General features: G+C 63.9%; 11 protein-coding genes, 1 tRNA gene and 2 pseudogenes. All 14 read left to right on the top strand.

Features of this window, described 5'->3' with window-relative positions:
- Positions 1-68 (top strand): annotated as a pseudogene (locus RBB46_RS23375) (elongation factor Tu); the annotation flags it as partial.
- A gap of 337 nt (positions 69-405) precedes the next feature.
- Positions 406-481: transfer RNA gene (locus tag RBB46_RS22850), tRNA-Trp, on the top strand.
- 104 nt (positions 482-585) lie between these two features.
- The gene (gene secE, locus RBB46_RS22845) at positions 586-783 is read left to right on the top strand and encodes a preprotein translocase subunit SecE (protein ID WP_306031379.1); all 198 of its coding nucleotides are present in this window, start codon (positions 586-588) and stop codon (positions 781-783) included.
- Positions 784-816: 33 nt separating this feature from the next.
- Positions 817-1,347: a transcription termination/antitermination protein NusG gene (gene nusG / locus RBB46_RS22840; protein WP_306031378.1), complete on the top strand. Its 531-nt coding sequence runs from the start codon at positions 817-819 to the stop codon at positions 1,345-1,347.
- Positions 1,348-1,555: 208 nt separating this feature from the next.
- Positions 1,556-1,987: a 50S ribosomal protein L11 gene (rplK, locus tag RBB46_RS22835; protein ID WP_306031377.1), complete on the top strand. Its 432-nt coding sequence runs from the start codon at positions 1,556-1,558 to the stop codon at positions 1,985-1,987.
- Between the two features lie 4 nt (positions 1,988-1,991).
- Positions 1,992-2,687, top strand: coding sequence for a 50S ribosomal protein L1 (rplA, locus tag RBB46_RS22830; protein WP_306031376.1), 696 nt, complete (start codon positions 1,992-1,994; stop codon positions 2,685-2,687).
- Between the two features lie 338 nt (positions 2,688-3,025).
- Positions 3,026-3,544 (top strand): 50S ribosomal protein L10, encoded by a 519-nt coding sequence (gene rplJ, locus RBB46_RS22825; protein WP_306031375.1) that lies wholly within the window; start codon positions 3,026-3,028, stop codon positions 3,542-3,544.
- A gap of 60 nt (positions 3,545-3,604) precedes the next feature.
- Complete coding sequence (rplL, locus tag RBB46_RS22820; protein WP_306031374.1) at positions 3,605-3,982, top strand: 50S ribosomal protein L7/L12; 378 nt, start codon at positions 3,605-3,607, stop codon at positions 3,980-3,982.
- A 163-nt stretch (positions 3,983-4,145) separates the two neighbouring features.
- Positions 4,146-8,288, top strand: coding sequence for a DNA-directed RNA polymerase subunit beta (gene rpoB / locus RBB46_RS22815; protein ID WP_306031373.1), 4,143 nt, complete (start codon positions 4,146-4,148; stop codon positions 8,286-8,288).
- Between the two features lie 102 nt (positions 8,289-8,390).
- The gene (gene rpoC / locus RBB46_RS22810; protein ID WP_306031372.1) at positions 8,391-12,590 is read left to right on the top strand and encodes a DNA-directed RNA polymerase subunit beta'; all 4,200 of its coding nucleotides are present in this window, start codon (positions 8,391-8,393) and stop codon (positions 12,588-12,590) included.
- Between the two features lie 156 nt (positions 12,591-12,746).
- Positions 12,747-13,046, top strand: coding sequence for a regulator (locus RBB46_RS22805; protein WP_306031371.1), 300 nt, complete (start codon positions 12,747-12,749; stop codon positions 13,044-13,046).
- Positions 13,047-13,750: 704 nt separating this feature from the next.
- Positions 13,751-14,221: a 30S ribosomal protein S7 gene (gene rpsG / locus RBB46_RS22800; protein WP_306031370.1), complete on the top strand. Its 471-nt coding sequence runs from the start codon at positions 13,751-13,753 to the stop codon at positions 14,219-14,221.
- Between the two features lie 22 nt (positions 14,222-14,243).
- Positions 14,244-16,319, top strand: coding sequence for an elongation factor G (gene fusA / locus RBB46_RS22795; RefSeq protein ID WP_306031369.1), 2,076 nt, complete (start codon positions 14,244-14,246; stop codon positions 16,317-16,319).
- A 49-nt stretch (positions 16,320-16,368) separates the two neighbouring features.
- Positions 16,369-16,442, top strand: a pseudogene (locus RBB46_RS22790) (elongation factor Tu); the annotation flags it as partial.

Here is a 16,442-nt window from a genome sequence, read left to right as displayed (position 1 = left end):
TGCGCTTCGCCATCCGTGAAGGCGGGCGTACCGTTGGCGCCGGCGTCGTCGCTTCGATCATCAAGTAATTGCGGAGAACAGGCGGGACACGAGCCCGCCTGACCCGCCAAGACGTTTCAAGGGGCGCGGACCGCAAGGACCGCGCCCCTTTCTCGTTGCGCGGCTTCCCCCGCCGGGGAGGGGACAAAAGCGTGCCCGAATGCGCGGCGGCGGTGCGGCGGGGGCGGGGACAGAAGGCCTGCGACCGGGACGAGGCGCGGCTTTTGCCCGCCGCGGGCACCGAAAGGTTCGGTGGCATGGCCCGCCGCGCCGGAAATTCGCGAGATATGTGAATAATTTGCGGGCATTCACATTTCGCGCTTGAAGCCACCGGCAAAGTTATCTAAGTGAGACTGCGAAAGGTCTAGGGGTGTAGCTCAGCTGGTAGAGCATCGGTCTCCAAAACCGAGGGCCGGGGGTTCGAGTCCCTCCGCCCCTGCCACCTTTGCTCTTGATCGACGGGCCGTTAGGCCTTAATTAGGGCTTTCGACCAAGGCGCGTGGATGATTCCGCGCGCCTGTGTGTCGTGACAAGACCGGCAGTTGAATGGCGAAATCGAATCCTTTCACGTTCATCCAGGAGGTGCGTTCGGAAACGTCCAAAGTGACGTGGCCCACGCGCCGGGAAACCGCGGTGACGACCGTCATGGTGTTCATCATGGTATTCCTCGCCGCCATCTTCTTTTTGCTTGCCGACTGGCTGATGGGCCAGGGCATCGGCTTGCTTCTGGGTCTCGGCGGCTAAGCGGGATCCGGCTCACAATCGGCTTGAGGGATTATGGCCAAGCGTTGGTATATCGTCCACGCCTACTCGAATTTCGAGAAGAAGGTGGCGGACGCGATTCGGGAAAAGGCGCTGCAGCAGGGTCTTGAGGATCTGTTCGAGGAAATCCTCGTTCCGACCGAGAAGGTCGTCGAGGTGCGGCGCGGTCGCAAGGTCGACGCGGAGCGCAAGTTCTTCCCCGGTTACGTGCTGGTCAAGATGGAGATGACCAACGAGGCGTTCCATCTGATCAAGAACACGCCGAAGGTCACCGGGTTCCTTGGCGCCGACCAGAAGCCGATGCCGATTTCCGAGGCCGAGGCCATGCGGATCCTGCATCAGGTGCAGGAAGGCGTCGAGCGTCCGAAGCCGTCGATCAGCTTCGAGATCGGCGAGCAGGTCAGGGTGGCGGACGGTCCGTTCGCGTCCTTCTCCGGTCTCGTCGAGGAAGTCGACGACGAGCGGGCGCGGCTCAAGGTGGCGGTGTCGATCTTCGGCCGGGCGACCCCGGTGGAGCTGGAATACGGTCAAGTCGAGAAGCTTTAAGCGGTTTTGCGGTTCGGGCGTGCTGTGTCGCCGGTCGGACCGCTTTCCCGTGTCTGGTAGGTCTTTCGGGGCCGAAGCGCGGGGTTAGACGGGACGCAAGTCCCGCTCCCTGGTGGGAGGTCGAGCGCGGTTCCTTCGCCGGACGCGCAAGGCCGGACCACCTGATCTGAGAACGCCGGTTCGCCGGCAGCGCCAGTTGGAGATACGAATGGCGAAGAAAATCGAAGGTTACATCAAGCTGCAGGTGCCGGCCGCCTCGGCGACTCCGTCGCCGCCGATCGGTCCCGCGCTTGGTCAGCGCGGTCTGAACATCATGGAGTTCTGCAAGGCGTTCAACGCGCAGACCCAGGATGTGGAAAAGGGAACTCCGTGCCCGACCGTCATCACCTATTACTCCGACCGCTCCTTCACCTTCGAAGTGAAGACGGCGCCGGTCAGCTTCTTCCTGAAGAAGGCGTCGGGCCTGAAGTCCGGCTCCAAGACCCCGGGCAAGGGCGGTTTCGTCGGCAAGGTCAGCCGTGACCAGGTCCGTGAGATTGCGGAAGCGAAGATGAAGGACCTGAACGCGAACGACATCGACGCAGCGATGCTGATGGTCGAGGGCTCGGCGCGGTCCATGGGTCTCGAGGTCACGGAGTAAGACGATGGCGAAGGTTGGAAAGCGCATCAAGGCTGCCCGCGAGGGCGTCGACCGCAACAAGCTCTACGCACTTGACGAGGCGCTCGCCCTGGTCAAGGAGCGGGCCACGTCGAAGTTCGACGAGTCCGTCGAGATCGCCATCAATCTGGGCGTCGACCCGCGTCACGCCGACCAGATGGTCCGCGGCGTGTGCGTGCTGCCGAACGGCACGGGCAAGTCGGTTCGCGTCGCGGTGTTCGCACGCGGCGACAAGGCCGACGAGGCGACGGCCGCAGGTGCCGACATCGTCGGCGCCGAGGAGCTGGTGAACGAGGTTCAGTCGGGCAAGATCGATTTCGATCGCTGCATCGCCACGCCGGACATGATGCCGCTCGTCGGCCGTCTCGGCAAGGTGCTCGGCCCGCGCGGCCTGATGCCGAACCCGAAGGTCGGCACGGTGACCCCGGACGTGGCTTCGGCCGTGCGTGACGCCAAGGGCGGCGCCGTGCAGTTCCGCGTCGAGAAGGCCGGCATCGTGCATGCCGGCGTCGGCAAGGCCTCCTTCGAGGCCGACAAGCTGAGCGAGAACATCAAGGCGATCGTCGATGCCGTGGTCAAGGCCCGCCCGACGGGCGCCAAGGGCACCTACCTGAAGCGCGTCGCCCTCAGCTCGACCATGGGTCCGGGCCTGAAGGTCGACCCGTCGACGGTGACGGCCTGATTTTCTCCGGCGCGTTCGCGCGCCGGATTTGAAGAATTCCGTCCGGTGCAAGCCGGGCGGATCGCCTGCCGGAAACGGCAGGTGTCCTGTCCGAGACTGCAGGTGTGTTCCACGCGGCCAAGGCCACGGGGGATCGCTTAAGCCCACAGCGGGCCTGCATAGACGGGTGCGAACCGAATTCGCGGCGCTGCCGCCGGTTCGAACCGTTTGTCCTTGCCGCGCCGTAAGGCTCGCGAGGGGGCAGGATCCTCGGTGTTGTCCGCCGAAGGTTCCGAAAGGCACCGTCGACGGGCGGCAAAGACAAACCGGCGGCGCAAGCCGCCAGATGGAGTAGGCAAGTGGAAAGAACGGAGAAGCGAGAGTTCGTCGCGTCGTTCAACGAGGTGTTGAATAACACCGGCGTTGTCGTCGTTGCGCACTACGCCGGCCTTTCGGTTGCGGAGATGACGGCCTTCCGGTCGCAGGTCCGTGCAGCCGGCGGATCGGTCAAAGTCGCCAAGAACCGTCTTGTAAAGCTTGCCCTTCAAGGCACTGAGCTCGAACACATCGCCGGCCTTTTCAGCGGTCCGACGGTCCTTGCGTATTCGCAGGACCCGATTGCCGCCGCCAAGGCCACGATGGCGTTCGCCAAGAACCAGAGCAAGCTCGTGGTTCTCGGCGGCGCACTGGGCTCGACGAACCTGGACGCGGACGGGGTCAAGGCACTTGCCGAGATGCCGTCGCTCGACGAGCTGCGCGCAAAGCTGCTGGGCATGATCCAGACGCCCGCGTCGCGCATCGCACAGGTCGTCAACGCACCGGCCGGGCAGCTCGCCCGCGTCTTCGGCGCGTACGCCAAGAAGGACGAAGCCGCATAAGGCGGATTGCATTCACACTGTCGAGACCGAATACGGTTCGAACTATAGGGACTTACGCAAATGGCTGATCTCGAGAAGATCGTTGAGGAACTGTCCGCGCTCACCGTCATGGAAGCTGCGGAGCTTTCGAAGCTGCTTGAGGAGAAGTGGGGCGTTTCCGCCGCTGCTCCGGTCGCCGTCGCCGCTGCCGCCGGTGGCGCTGCCGCTGCTCCGGCAGAGGAAGAGAAGACCGAGTTTGACGTGATCCTCACCGACGCCGGTGACAAGAAGATCAACGTCATCAAGGAAGTCCGTGCGATCACGGGTCTTGGCCTGAAGGAAGCCAAGGACCTGGTCGAGGGCGCTCCCAAGCCGGTCAAGGAAGGCGTCAACAAGGACGAAGCCGCTGAGCTGAAGAAGAAGCTCGAAGAGGCCGGTGCCAAGGTTGAGCTGAAGTAATCGGGTCCTGTACCCGGCCGGTCCCGGCGGGAAATCCTGACCGGGGTATCAGTCCCTAAGAAGGGACGGTTCTCCGAAGGGCCGTAGGCATGCCAGGCATGCGCGCGGTTGAGCCGGGATCGGCTTTTCGGAGAGCCGTACCAGATCGAAACGAGGAGCGACAATGGCGCACACGTTCAACGGTCGCAAGCGGGTCCGTAAGGTCTACGGATCGATCCGCGAAGTCGCCGCGATGCCCAATCTCATCGAGGTCCAGAAGGCGTCCTACGACCAGTTCCTTCAGGTTGAAAAGCCTGAGGCCGGGCGTGGCGACGAAGGCCTGGAAGCGGTCTTCCGCTCCGTCTTCCCGATCTCCGACTTTGCGGGCACCGCATTGCTGGAATTCGTGTCCTACGAGTTCGAGGCGCCGAAATACGACGTCGAGGAGTGCCGTCAGCGCGGCATGACCTTCGCCGCGCCGCTCAAGGTGACGCTGCGCCTGATCGTGTTCGATGTCGACGAGGACACCGGCGCCAAGTCCGTCAAGGACATCAAGGAGCAGGACGTCTACATGGGCGACATGCCCTTCATGACGGACAACGGCACCTTCGTGGTCAACGGCACCGAGCGCGTTATCGTCTCGCAGATGCACCGCTCGCCGGGCGTCTTCTTTGATCACGACAAGGGCAAGACCCACTCGTCCGGCAAGCTGCTGTTCGCCGCGCGCATCATTCCCTATCGCGGGTCGTGGCTCGACATCGAGTTCGACGCGAAGGACATCGTGCATGCGCGCATCGACCGCCGCCGCAAGATCCCGGTCACTTCGCTGCTCAAGGCCCTCGGCCTCGACGGCGAGGAGATCCTCAACACCTTCTACAAGACCATCGAATACACCCGCGACGAGCCCGGCTCGTGGCGCGTGGCCTTCGACGGCGACCGTCTGAAGGGCACCAAGGCCTCCTTCAACCTGATCGACGCCGACAGCGGCGAGATCGTGGTCGAGGCCGGCCGCAAGATCACCGCGCGCACCGTTCGCCAGCTCGCCGACAAGGGCGTCAAGGCGCTCAAGGTGATGGACGAGGACCTGTACGGCCAGTACCTGGCCGAGGACATGGTCGATCCGTCCTCGGGCGAGGTCTATGCCGAAGCCGGCGACGAGATCACCGAGAAGGTGCTCGGCGACCTGATCGACCATGGCTATCACGAGATCACCATTCTCGACATCGACCATGTGACGACCGGCGCCTATATCCGCAACACGCTGGCGGTCGACAAGAACGAGACGCGCGAGGACGCGCTGTTCGACATCTATCGCGTCATGCGTCCGGGCGAGCCGCCCACGGTGGAGACCGGCGAGGCGATGTTCTCCTCGCTGTTCTTCGACAGCGAGCGCTACGACCTGTCGGCCGTCGGCCGCGTCAAGATGAACATGCGCCTCGACCTGACGGCCGAGGACACCGTGCGCACGCTGCGCAAGGACGACATCCTGGCGGTGATCCGCGAGCTTCTCGAGCTGCGCGACGGTCGCGGCGAGATCGACGACATCGACAATCTCGGCAATCGCCGGGTGCGTTCGGTCGGCGAGCTCATGGAGAACCAGTACCGGGTCGGCCTGCTGCGCATGGAGCGCGCCATCAAGGAGCGCATGTCGTCGGTCGAGATCGACACGGTGATGCCGCAGGACCTGATCAACGCCAAGCCGGCGGCCGCCGCCGTGCGCGAGTTCTTCGGTTCCTCGCAGCTGTCGCAGTTCATGGACCAGACCAACCCGCTGTCGGAAGTCACCCACAAGCGCCGCCTGTCGGCGCTCGGGCCCGGCGGCCTGACGCGCGAGCGCGCCGGCTTCGAGGTGCGCGACGTGCATCCGACGCATTACGGCCGCATCTGCCCGATCGAGACGCCGGAAGGCCCGAATATCGGTCTGATCAACTCGCTCGCGACCTTTGCCCGCATCAACAAGTACGGCTTCATCGAAAGCCCGTACCGCAAGGTGAAGGAAGGCCAGGTGACGGCCGAGACCGTCTATCTGTCGGCGATGGAAGAGGCGAAGTACCACATCGCCCAGGCCAATGCCGAGATCGACGACGACGGCCGCTTCGTCTCCGACCTGATCACCTGCCGCCATGCAGGCGAGAACATGCTGCTGCCGCCCGAGCGGGTGGAGTTCATGGACGTGTCGCCGAAGCAGCTCGTGTCGGTTGCCGCCTCGCTCATTCCGTTCCTCGAGAATGACGACGCCAACCGCGCGCTGATGGGCTCGAACATGATGCGTCAGGCCGTGCCGCTGGTGCGCGCCGAGGCACCGTTCGTGGGCACGGGCATGGAGTCCGTCGTGGCACGCGATTCCGGCGCCGCGATCGCCGCGCGCCGCACCGGCGTCGTCGACCAGGTCGACGCCACGCGTATCGTCATCCGCGCCACGGAAGATCTCGACCCGTCCAAGTCGGGCGTCGACATCTACCAGCTGATGAAGTTCCAGCGTTCGAACCAGAACACCTGCATCAACCAGCGTCCGCTGGTGCGTGTCGGCGACATCATTTCCAAGGGCGACATCATCGCCGATGGTCCGTCCACGGACCTTGGCGATCTGGCGCTCGGCCGCAACGTGTGCGTCGCGTTCATGCCCTGGAACGGCTACAACTTCGAGGATTCGATCCTGCTTTCGGAGCGTATCGTGCGCGACGACGTGTTCACCTCCATCCACATCGAGGAATTCGAGGTGATGGCGCGCGACACGAAGCTTGGGCCGGAGGAAATCACCCGCGACATCCCGAATGTCTCGGAAGAGGCCCTGAAGAACCTCGACGAGGCCGGCATCGTCTATATCGGCGCCGAGCTGAAGCCGGGCGATATCCTGGTCGGCAAGATCACGCCGAAGGGCGAGAGCCCGATGACGCCGGAGGAAAAGCTCCTGCGCGCCATCTTCGGCGAGAAGGCCTCCGACGTGCGTGACACGTCCCTGCGCCTGCCGCCGGGCGTTGCCGGCACGGTCGTCGAAGTGCGCGTCTTCAACCGCCACGGTGTGGAGAAGGACGAGCGCGCGATGGCGATCGAGCGCGAGGAGATCGAGCGTCTGGCCAAGGACCGCGACGACGAGCAGGCGATCCTGGATCGCAACGTCTATGGCCGCCTGGCCGAGATGCTGCTCGGCAAGGTCGCTGTCGCCGGCCCGAAGCACTTCAAGAAGAGCACCGAGGTCACCGGCGACGTCCTCAACGAGTTCCCGCGCTCCCAGTGGTGGCAGATCGCGGTCGAGGACGAGAAGCTGATGAGCGAGGTCGAGGCGCTTCGCGGTCAGTATGACGAAAGCCGCAAGCGGCTCGAGCAGCGCTTCATCGACAAGGTCGAGAAGCTGCAGCGCGGCGACGAGCTGCCGCCGGGCGTGATGAAGATGGTCAAGGTCTTCGTCGCGGTGAAGCGCAAGATCCAGCCGGGCGACAAGATGGCCGGCCGCCATGGCAACAAGGGCGTGGTGTCCAAGATCAACCCGATCGAGGACATGCCGTTCCTGGACAATGGCGAGCATGTCGACATCGTGCTCAATCCGCTCGGCGTGCCGAGCCGGATGAACGTCGGACAGATCCTCGAGACGCATCTCGGCTGGGCCTGCGCCGGCATGGGCAAGAAGATCGGCGAGCTCTACGAGGAGTACAAGCGCTCCGGCAAGATCGAGGCGCTGCGCGGTGAAATCGTCCAGGTGTTCGGCGACACGACGAAGAGCGAACCGGTTGCCGACTATGACGAGGAGTCGCTCCTGCGGCTTGCCGACCAGTTGCAGACCGGCGTGCCGATCGCGACCCCCGTCTTTGACGGTGCGCGCGAGCCGGACATCGTCACCATGCTCGAGCAGGCCCGCTACAACGGGTCCGGTCAGTCCACCCTCTATGACGGGCGGACCGGCGAGGAATTCGACCGTCAGGTGACAGTGGGCTATATCTACATGCTCAAGCTGCATCACCTGGTGGACGACAAGATCCACGCCCGTTCGATCGGCCCGTACTCGCTCGTGACCCAGCAGCCGCTGGGTGGCAAGGCGCAGTTCGGCGGGCAGCGCTTCGGCGAGATGGAGGTCTGGGCGCTGGAAGCCTATGGCGCCGCCTACACGCTGCAGGAGATGCTGACCGTCAAGTCGGACGACGTCGCGGGCCGGACCAAGGTCTACGAGGCGATCGTGCGCGGCGACGACACGTTCGAGGCAGGCATTCCGGAGAGCTTCAACGTTCTCGTGAAGGAAATGCGTTCGCTCGGACTGAATGTCGAGCTGAAGGACGAGAAAGTTCCGCTGCCCGCAGATCCGGGCGTACCGGCGGTCGATGCGGCGGAGTGACCTCCGCCCTGACGACAGCCGCAGAAACACGATGCCGCATTGCCGGAGCGGGAAGCAGGGCACAGACCCTGCTTCCCTTCCGCGCATTCGAGGAGAGAGCCCATGAATCATGAGGTCATGAACCTGTTTAATCAGCAGGCTCCCGCGCAGACCTTCGACCACATCAAGATCTCGATCGCTAGCCCCGAGAAGATCATGTCGTGGTCGTTCGGCGAAATCAAAAAGCCGGAGACGATCAACTACCGCACGTTCAAGCCGGAGCGGGACGGGCTGTTTTGCGCGCGCGTGTTCGGTCCGATCAAGGACTACGAGTGCCTGTGCGGCAAGTACAAGCGGATGAAGTACAAAGGCGTCATCTGCGAGAAGTGCAATGTCGAGGTGACGCTGTCGCGCGTTCGCCGCGAGCGCATGGGCCATATCGAGCTGGCCGCCCCGGTCGCTCACATCTGGTTCCTGAAGTCGCTGCCCTCGCGCATCGGCCTCCTGCTCGACATGACGCTGAAGGATCTCGAGCGGGTGCTCTACTTCGAGTACTACGTGGTGATCGAGCCCGGCCTGACGCCGCTGAAGCCGAACCAGCTTCTGTCGGAAGAGGACTATATCCGCGCCCAGGACGACTACGGCGAGGACGCCTTCACGGCGATGATCGGCGCGGAAGCCATCCGCGAGATGCTGATGTCGCTCGACCTGGAGAAGGAGCGCGATCACATCCGCAAGGAGATCGCGGAGGCGACGACCGAGCTGAAGCCGAAGAAGCTGGCCAAGCGTCTCAAGGTGGTCGAGGCCTTCATCGATTCCGGCAATCGTCCGGAATGGATGATCCTGACCGTGATCCCGGTCATTCCGCCGGACCTGCGCCCGCTGGTGCCGCTGGATGGCGGACGTTTCGCCACCTCGGACCTGAACGACCTCTACCGCCGGGTGATCAACCGCAACAACCGCCTGCGGCGCCTGATGGAGCTGCGCGCGCCGGACATCATCATCCGTAACGAGAAGCGCATGCTTCAGGAATCGGTCGATGCGCTGTTCGACAACGGCCGTCGCGGCCGCGTCATCACGGGCGCCAACAAGCGTCCGCTGAAGTCGCTCTCCGACATGCTCAAGGGCAAGCAGGGCCGCTTCCGCCAGAACCTCCTGGGCAAGCGCGTCGACTATTCGGGCCGTTCGGTGATCACCGTGGGTCCGGAGCTGAAGCTGCACCAGTGCGGCCTGCCGAAGAAGATGGCGCTGGAGCTGTTCAAGCCGTTCATCTACTCGCGTCTCGACGCCAAGGGCTTCTCCTCCACGGTGAAGCAGGCGAAGAAGCTCGTGGAGAAGGAGCGTCCGGAAGTCTGGGATATCCTCGACGAGGTGATCCGCGAGCATCCGGTGCTCTTGAACCGCGCGCCGACGCTGCACCGTCTGGGCATCCAGGCGTTCGAGCCGACCCTGATCGAGGGCAAGGCGATCCAGCTGCATCCGCTCGTCTGCGCGGCCTTCAACGCCGACTTCGACGGCGACCAGATGGCCGTCCACGTGCCGCTTTCGCTGGAAGCCCAGCTGGAAGCGCGCACGCTGATGATGTCGACCAACAACATCCTGCACCCGGCCAACGGTTCGCCGATCATCGTGCCTTCGCAGGATATCGTGCTGGGTCTCTACTATCTCTCGCTCATCGCCGACGGCGAGCCGGGCGAGGGCATGGTGTTCGGCAACATCGGCGAGCTGCATCATGCGCTGGAGACCAAGACGGTCACCCTGCACGCGATGATCAAGGGCCGTGTCCACTCGGTCGATGCCGAGGGCAACAAGGTCACGCGCATCGTCGACACGACGCCGGGCCGCATGCTCATCGGCGAGCTGCTGCCGCACCATCACGAGGTGCCCTACGACGTCTGCAACAAGCTGATGACCAAGAAGGACATCAGCCGCATGATCGACGCCGTGTACCGTGCCTGCGGTCAGAAGGAGACGGTGATCTTCTGCGACCGCATCATGGGCCTGGGCTTCAGCCACGCCTGCCGCGCCGGCATTTCGTTCGGCAAGGACGACATGGTGATTCCGGACACGAAGGCGGGCCTGGTCGACGAGACCGCGACGCTCGTGAAGGAATACGAGCAGCAGTACAATGACGGCCTGATCACCCAGGGCGAGAAGTACAACAAGGTCGTCGACGCCTGGGCCAAGTGCACCGACCGCGTCGCCGACGAGATGATGAAGCGCATTCAGTCGGTCCAGCGCGACGAGGAGACCGGACGTCAGAAGCAGATCAACTCGATCTACATGATGTCGCATTCCGGTGCCCGTGGCTCGCCCGCCCAGATGAAGCAGCTTGCCGGCATGCGTGGCCTCATGGCCAAGCCGTCGGGCGAGATCATCGAGACGCCGATCATCTCGAACTTCAAGGAAGGCCTGTCGGTTCTCGAGTACTTCAACTCGACCCACGGCGCCCGCAAGGGCCTGGCCGACACCGCGCTGAAGACGGCCAACTCGGGTTACCTGACCCGTCGTCTGGTCGACGTGGCGCAGGACTCGATCATCCTGGAGACGGATTGCGGTTCGCAGAACGGCATCACCATCCAGGCGATCGTCGATGCCGGTCAGGTCATCGCGTCGCTGGGTCATCGCGTTCTCGGACGTACGGCGGCGGAGGATGTCCTCAACCACCAGACGGGCGAGCTCATCGTTCCACGCGGCACCCTGATCGAGGAGAAGGACGTCGAGGCCATCGAGGCCGCGAATGTCCAGATGATCAAGATCCGCTCGGTGCTGACCTGCGAGACCAAGCGCGGCGTCTGCGCGACCTGCTACGGTCGCGACCTGGCCCGCGGCACGCCGGTCAACATGGGCGAGGCCGTCGGTGTCATCGCGGCTCAGTCGATCGGCGAGCCGGGCACCCAGCTGACGATGCGTACGTTCCACATCGGCGGCACGGCGCAGGTTGTCGACCAGTCGTTCATCGAGTCGAACTTCGACGGCAAGGTGACGATCCGCAATCGCAACGCTGTGCGCGATTCCGACGGCAATCTGGTCGCCATGGCGCGCAACATGGCCGTGGTCATCATCGACGGCGACGACAACGAGCGCGCGGTGCACCGCATCGCCTACGGTTCGAAGCTGCATGTCGACGAGGGTGACGCGGTCAAGCGCGGCCAGCGCATCGCGGAGTGGGATCCCTATACCCGCCCGATGCTGTCCGAGGTCGACGGCATCGTCGATTCCGAGGATCTCGTCGAGGGTGTTTCCGTGCAGGAGACCACCGACGAGGCGACCGGCATCACCAAGCGCGTCGTCATGGACTGGCGCACCTCGCAGCGCGGCAACGACCTGAAGCCGGCGATCATCGTCAAGGACGCTTCCGGTGCCATCAAGAAGGTGCCGCGCGGTGGCGACGCCCGTTCGCTGCTGTCCGTGGATGCGATCCTCTCGGTGCAGATCGGCGCCGAGGTGAAGGCGGGTGACGTGCTTGCACGTATCCCGCTGGAAAGCGCCCGTACCAAGGACATCACCGGCGGTCTGCCGCGGGTGGCCGAGCTGTTCGAGGCTCGTCGTCCGAAGGATCACGCCATCATCGCAGAGATCGACGGCACGATCCGCTTCGGACGCGACTACAAGAACAAGCGCCGGATCATCATCGAGCCGCATGACGAGAGCATGGAGCCGGTCGAGTACCTGATCCCGAAGGGCAAGCACTTCCATCTGCAGGAAGGCGACACCATCGAGAAGGGCGAGTACATCCTCGACGGCAACCCGGCGCCGCACGACATCCTGGCGATCCGCGGCGTGGAGGCGCTGGCCGCCTACCTCGTCAACGAGATCCAGGAGGTCTACCGGCTCCAGGGCGTGGTGATCAACGACAAGCACATCGAGGTGATCGTTCGCCAGATGCTGCAGAAGATCGAGATCACCGATGCCGGCGACACCGAGCTGCTGTCGGGCGAGCATATCGACCGTCTGGACCTGGACGACATCAACGACCAGGCCATCGACGATGCGCGCAAGCCCGCCTCCGGCGTTCCGGTGCTTCTTGGCATCACCAAGGCCAGCCTGCAGACCCGGTCGTTCATCTCGGCCGCGTCGTTCCAGGAGACCACCCGCGTCCTCACCGAGGCGGCGGTCAACGGCAAGGAAGACACGCTCGAGGGGCTCAAGGAGAACGTCATCGTCGGACGTCTCATCCCGGCCGGCACGGGTGGCATGATGACGCGCATCCGCGAGATCGCGCAGCACCGCGACGACCTGATCCTCGATGCCCGCAAGGCGGCGTCGACGGCGGAGCAGGCCGATCCGATGCTGGAGGATCTCACCGGGGTCGGCGAATAGACCGGCCACCGGCGAAGCGAAGACCAGGAAGGGGCCGCCATTGTGCGGCCCCTTTCGTTTCCCGGCCCACCTCGCGGCTTGTCGCCCGGTCCGCCGCCCCGCCGGGGCACGCGGGAGGCCGGCGCCCCGGGGGAGGCGAACAGGAAGGAGAGCGCCATGAAGGCCAGCGACCGCGACGGGTCGGACGCCCCGACCGTCTACATCATTCTCGGACATGCCCGCGAAGGCGACATGGGCACGCCGGAGGCGGACATTCCCGTCAACATCCTGCTCACCGCACCGGACGAGGACAGCGCCGTGCGCCTGGCCCTGGAGGCGCTGAAAGGGCAGGGGTTCGTCGAGGCTGCCCTCGACCAGATCGGCGTCATCCTGGAGGAGCCCGACGACCCCACCTTCGAAAGCGCTTACGAGGACGCGCTGGCCGGCGAGGTCGCGGTGATCGCCTACCGCGAGTGAGGGAATCGCCTGCGGGTCCGGCGGGTGGCGATTCCCGCCGGAATCGCCGGCGGGGTTGAAAAAGCGTAAACGGCGCGCCCGATCGCGGGTGCGGCGGGACGCTGAAACGACGGCGGGGCCTTGTGGATCCGGCGCGTGTCCGATCGAGGCATCGGAGCTGTTGCAAATGATGCGCAGGACAGCGGTCCCGCTTTCCGTATATGTCGCAAGACGGGTGTTTGCGGCAAGGAATTCCGCCAGTCGGTCCCGCCCGCGGGGATTGGCAGAATCTTTCGCCTCGCACTTGACGGGAGCAGGGGGTGACTGTAGGTTCCGCGCATCCCGAAGGCAGGCGGTAAGCACCTGTTGGATCCGATGCGTCACGCGCCGGACCTAGAAGTGCTTAAACGCTGCCGGGATTACGAGGCGAAAAGTATCGTAAGCATGACCGCCGAAAGGTGGTCCTCTCGATTGGCGGCGCCTTTCCCGTGTCTGACGGGAACAGGTGCGATTCCGTATGCGTTACGGGGTCTTCGGCGGAACGGGTTTGTCCCGGAACTGGCCGGCCGCAGCGCCTTCCGCCCGTCTATTCGGGCGGGTGAGAAATTCACGTGCGCCGTCAGGCGACGTAAACAGAGTTGGGGGTTCGGCAACGGCCCCTTGTTGAGCGCAAAAAGGCCAGCCCCGGGCTGGTACTTTGGGAAGTCAAGGTCTGAGGATCTGCCATGTCACGCCGTCACAGGGCTGAAAAGCGCGAAATCATTCCCGATCCGAAGTTCGGGGACACGGTCGTTACCAAGTTCATGAATTCGATCATGTACCACGGTAAGAAGTCGGCCGCCGAAGGCATCGTTTACGGTGCGTTCGATGTTATCGAAGGCAAGGTTCGTCAGAACCCGGTGGAAGTGTTCCACACGGCGCTCGACAACGTCATGCCGCAGGTCGAGGTCCGCTCCCGCCGTGTTGGCGGCGCGACCTACCAGGTCCCGGTCGAGGTTCGTGTCGACCGCCGTCAGGCGCTGGCGATCCGCTGGCTGATCGCGGCAGCGCGCAATCGCAACGAGACGACCATGATCGACCGTCTTTCCGGCGAGTTGCTGGATGCCGCGAACAATCGCGGTTCCGCCGTGAAGAAGCGCGAAGACACGCACCGGATGGCTGAAGCCAACCGTGCATTCTCGCACTATCGCTGGTAATCGGACGGGAGAGGCTGACGCCATGGCGCGCACTCACAAGATCGAAGACTACCGCAATTTCGGTATCATGGCCCACATCGACGCGGGCAAGACCACGACGACCGAGCGGATTCTGTTCTACACCGGCAAGAGCCACAAGATCGGCGAAGTCCATGACGGCGCCGCGACGATGGACTGGATGGAGCAGGAGCAGGAGCGTGGCATCACGATCACGTCCGCTGCGACCACGGCGTTCTGGAACGAGAAGCGCCTGAACATCATCGACACGCCGGGCCACGTCGACTTCACCATTGAAGTTGAGCGCTCCCTGCGCGTGCTCGACGGTGCCGTCGCGCTGCTGGATGCCAATGCCGGCGTCGAGCCGCAGACCGAGACCGTGTGGCGCCAGGCGGACAAGTATCACGTCCCGCGCATGATCTTCGTCAACAAGATGGACAAGCTTGGCGCGGACTTCTACCGCTGCGTCGACATGATCAAGTCGCGCCTCGGTGCAAAGCCGCTTGTCATGCAGCTGCCGGTCGGTGCCGAGAGCGAGTTCGCCGGCGTCGTCGACCTGCTGAAGATGAAGGCCCTGATCTGGCGCGACGAGTCGCTCGGCGCCGCCTGGGACGAGGTCGAGATCCCGGCTGACCTGGCCGACAAGGCCCAGGAATACCGCGACCTTCTGGTCGAGATCGCCGTCGAGGCCGAAGAGGCCGCGATGGAAGCGTACCTGGAAGGCGTGGAGCCGGACGTCGACGCGCTGAAGAAGCTGATCCGCAAGGGCACGATCAACAGCGAGTTCGTTCCCGTGTTCTGCGGCTCCGCCTTCAAGAACAAGGGCGTGCAGCCCCTGCTCGACGGCGTCGTCGACTTCCTGCCGAGCCCGGTCGAGGTTCCCTCGATCAAGGGTATCGACCCGAAGACCGAAGGCGAGATCACCCGCAAGTCGGGCGACGAAGAGCCGCTCTCGATGCTGGCCTTCAAGATCGCCAACGATCCCTTCGTCGGGTCGCTGACGTTCTGCCGCATCTACTCCGGCGTTCTGAACAAGGGCATCTCGCTCCAGAACACCGTCAAGGAGAAGAAAGAGCGCGTCGGCCGCATGATGCAGATGCACTCCAACTCGCGTGAGGACATCGACGTTGCCTATGCCGGCGACATCGTGGCCATCGCGGGTCTGAAGGACACGACGACGGGCGACACGCTGTGCGATCCCCTGAAGCCGGTCATCCTTGAGCGCATGGAGTTCCCGGACCCGGTCATCGAGATCGCGGTGGAGCCGAAGACCAAGAGCGACCAGGAGAAGATGGGCCTCGCGCTCAACCGCCTGGCTGCCGAGGATCCGTCCTTCCGCGTCAAGACCGACGAAGAGTCCGGCCAGACGATCATTGCCGGCATGGGCGAGCTTCATCTCGACATCATCGTCGACCGCATGAAGCGCGAGTTCAAGGTCGAGGCGAATATCGGCGCGCCGCAGGTGGCTTACCGCGAGACGATCACCCGTCAGGCGGAAGTCGACTACACGCACAAGAAGCAGACCGGTGGTACGGGCCAGTTCGCCCGCATCAAGCTGGTTATCGAGCCGAACGAGCCGGGTGCCGGCTACTCGTTCACCAGCACGATCGTCGGCGGTTCCGTCCCCAAGGAGTATATCCCGGGCGTGACCAAGGGCATTGAGAGCGTCATGTCGTCGGGTCCGCTCGCCGGCTTCCCGATGGTCGACATCAAGGCAACCCTCATCGACGGTGCCTACCACGATGTCGACTCCTCGGTGCTCGCGTTCGAGATCGCCGGCCGTGCCGGCTTCCGCGAGGGCATCCAGAAGGCCGCACCGAAGCTCCTCGAGCCGATCATGAAGGTCGAGGTGGTGACGCCGGAGGATTACATGGGTGACGTGATCGGCGACCTGAATTCGCGTCGCGGGCAGATCACCGGCACCGAAAACCGGGGTGTGGTCACTGTGGTGAATGCCATGGTTCCGCTCGCCAACATGTTCGGATACGTGAACAACCTGCGGTCGATGTCGCAGGGTCGCGCACAGTATTCGATGGTGTTCGATCACTACGAACAGGTTCCGCAGGCCGTCGCGCAGGAAGTCCAGGCGAAATACGCCTGATTGCTGTCAACGCCACATCAACTGAATAACGAAGGTACGGAGAAATCCGATGGCGAAAGCAAAGTTTGAGCGGACGAAGCCGCACGTTAACATTGGCACGATCGGCCACGTCGACCATGGCAA

The organism is Stappia sp. MMSF_3263 (assembly GCF_030733745.1).
Taxonomy (GTDB): Bacteria; Pseudomonadota; Alphaproteobacteria; order Rhizobiales; family Stappiaceae; genus Stappia.
Note: the sequence above shows the minus strand (reverse complement) of the source record. Positions and strands in the feature narration are given on the sequence as shown.

What these genes read in the sequence shown, in the direction of transcription:
- secE (WP_306031379.1), top strand. Translation starts at nt 586, where the DNA reads ATGGCGAAATCGAATCCTTTCACGTTCATCCAGGAGGTGCGTTCGGAA.
- nusG (WP_306031378.1), top strand. Translation starts at nt 817, where the DNA reads ATGGCCAAGCGTTGGTATATCGTCCACGCCTACTCGAATTTCGAGAAG.
- rplK (WP_306031377.1), top strand. Translation starts at nt 1,556, where the DNA reads ATGGCGAAGAAAATCGAAGGTTACATCAAGCTGCAGGTGCCGGCCGCC.
- rplA (WP_306031376.1), top strand. Translation starts at nt 1,992, where the DNA reads ATGGCGAAGGTTGGAAAGCGCATCAAGGCTGCCCGCGAGGGCGTCGAC.
- rplL (WP_306031374.1), top strand. Translation starts at nt 3,605, where the DNA reads ATGGCTGATCTCGAGAAGATCGTTGAGGAACTGTCCGCGCTCACCGTC.
- rpoB (WP_306031373.1), top strand. Translation starts at nt 4,146, where the DNA reads ATGGCGCACACGTTCAACGGTCGCAAGCGGGTCCGTAAGGTCTACGGA.
- rpoC (WP_306031372.1), top strand. Translation starts at nt 8,391, where the DNA reads ATGAATCATGAGGTCATGAACCTGTTTAATCAGCAGGCTCCCGCGCAG.
- RBB46_RS22805 (WP_306031371.1), top strand. Translation starts at nt 12,747, where the DNA reads ATGAAGGCCAGCGACCGCGACGGGTCGGACGCCCCGACCGTCTACATC.
- rpsG (WP_306031370.1), top strand. Translation starts at nt 13,751, where the DNA reads ATGTCACGCCGTCACAGGGCTGAAAAGCGCGAAATCATTCCCGATCCG.
- fusA (WP_306031369.1), top strand. Translation starts at nt 14,244, where the DNA reads ATGGCGCGCACTCACAAGATCGAAGACTACCGCAATTTCGGTATCATG.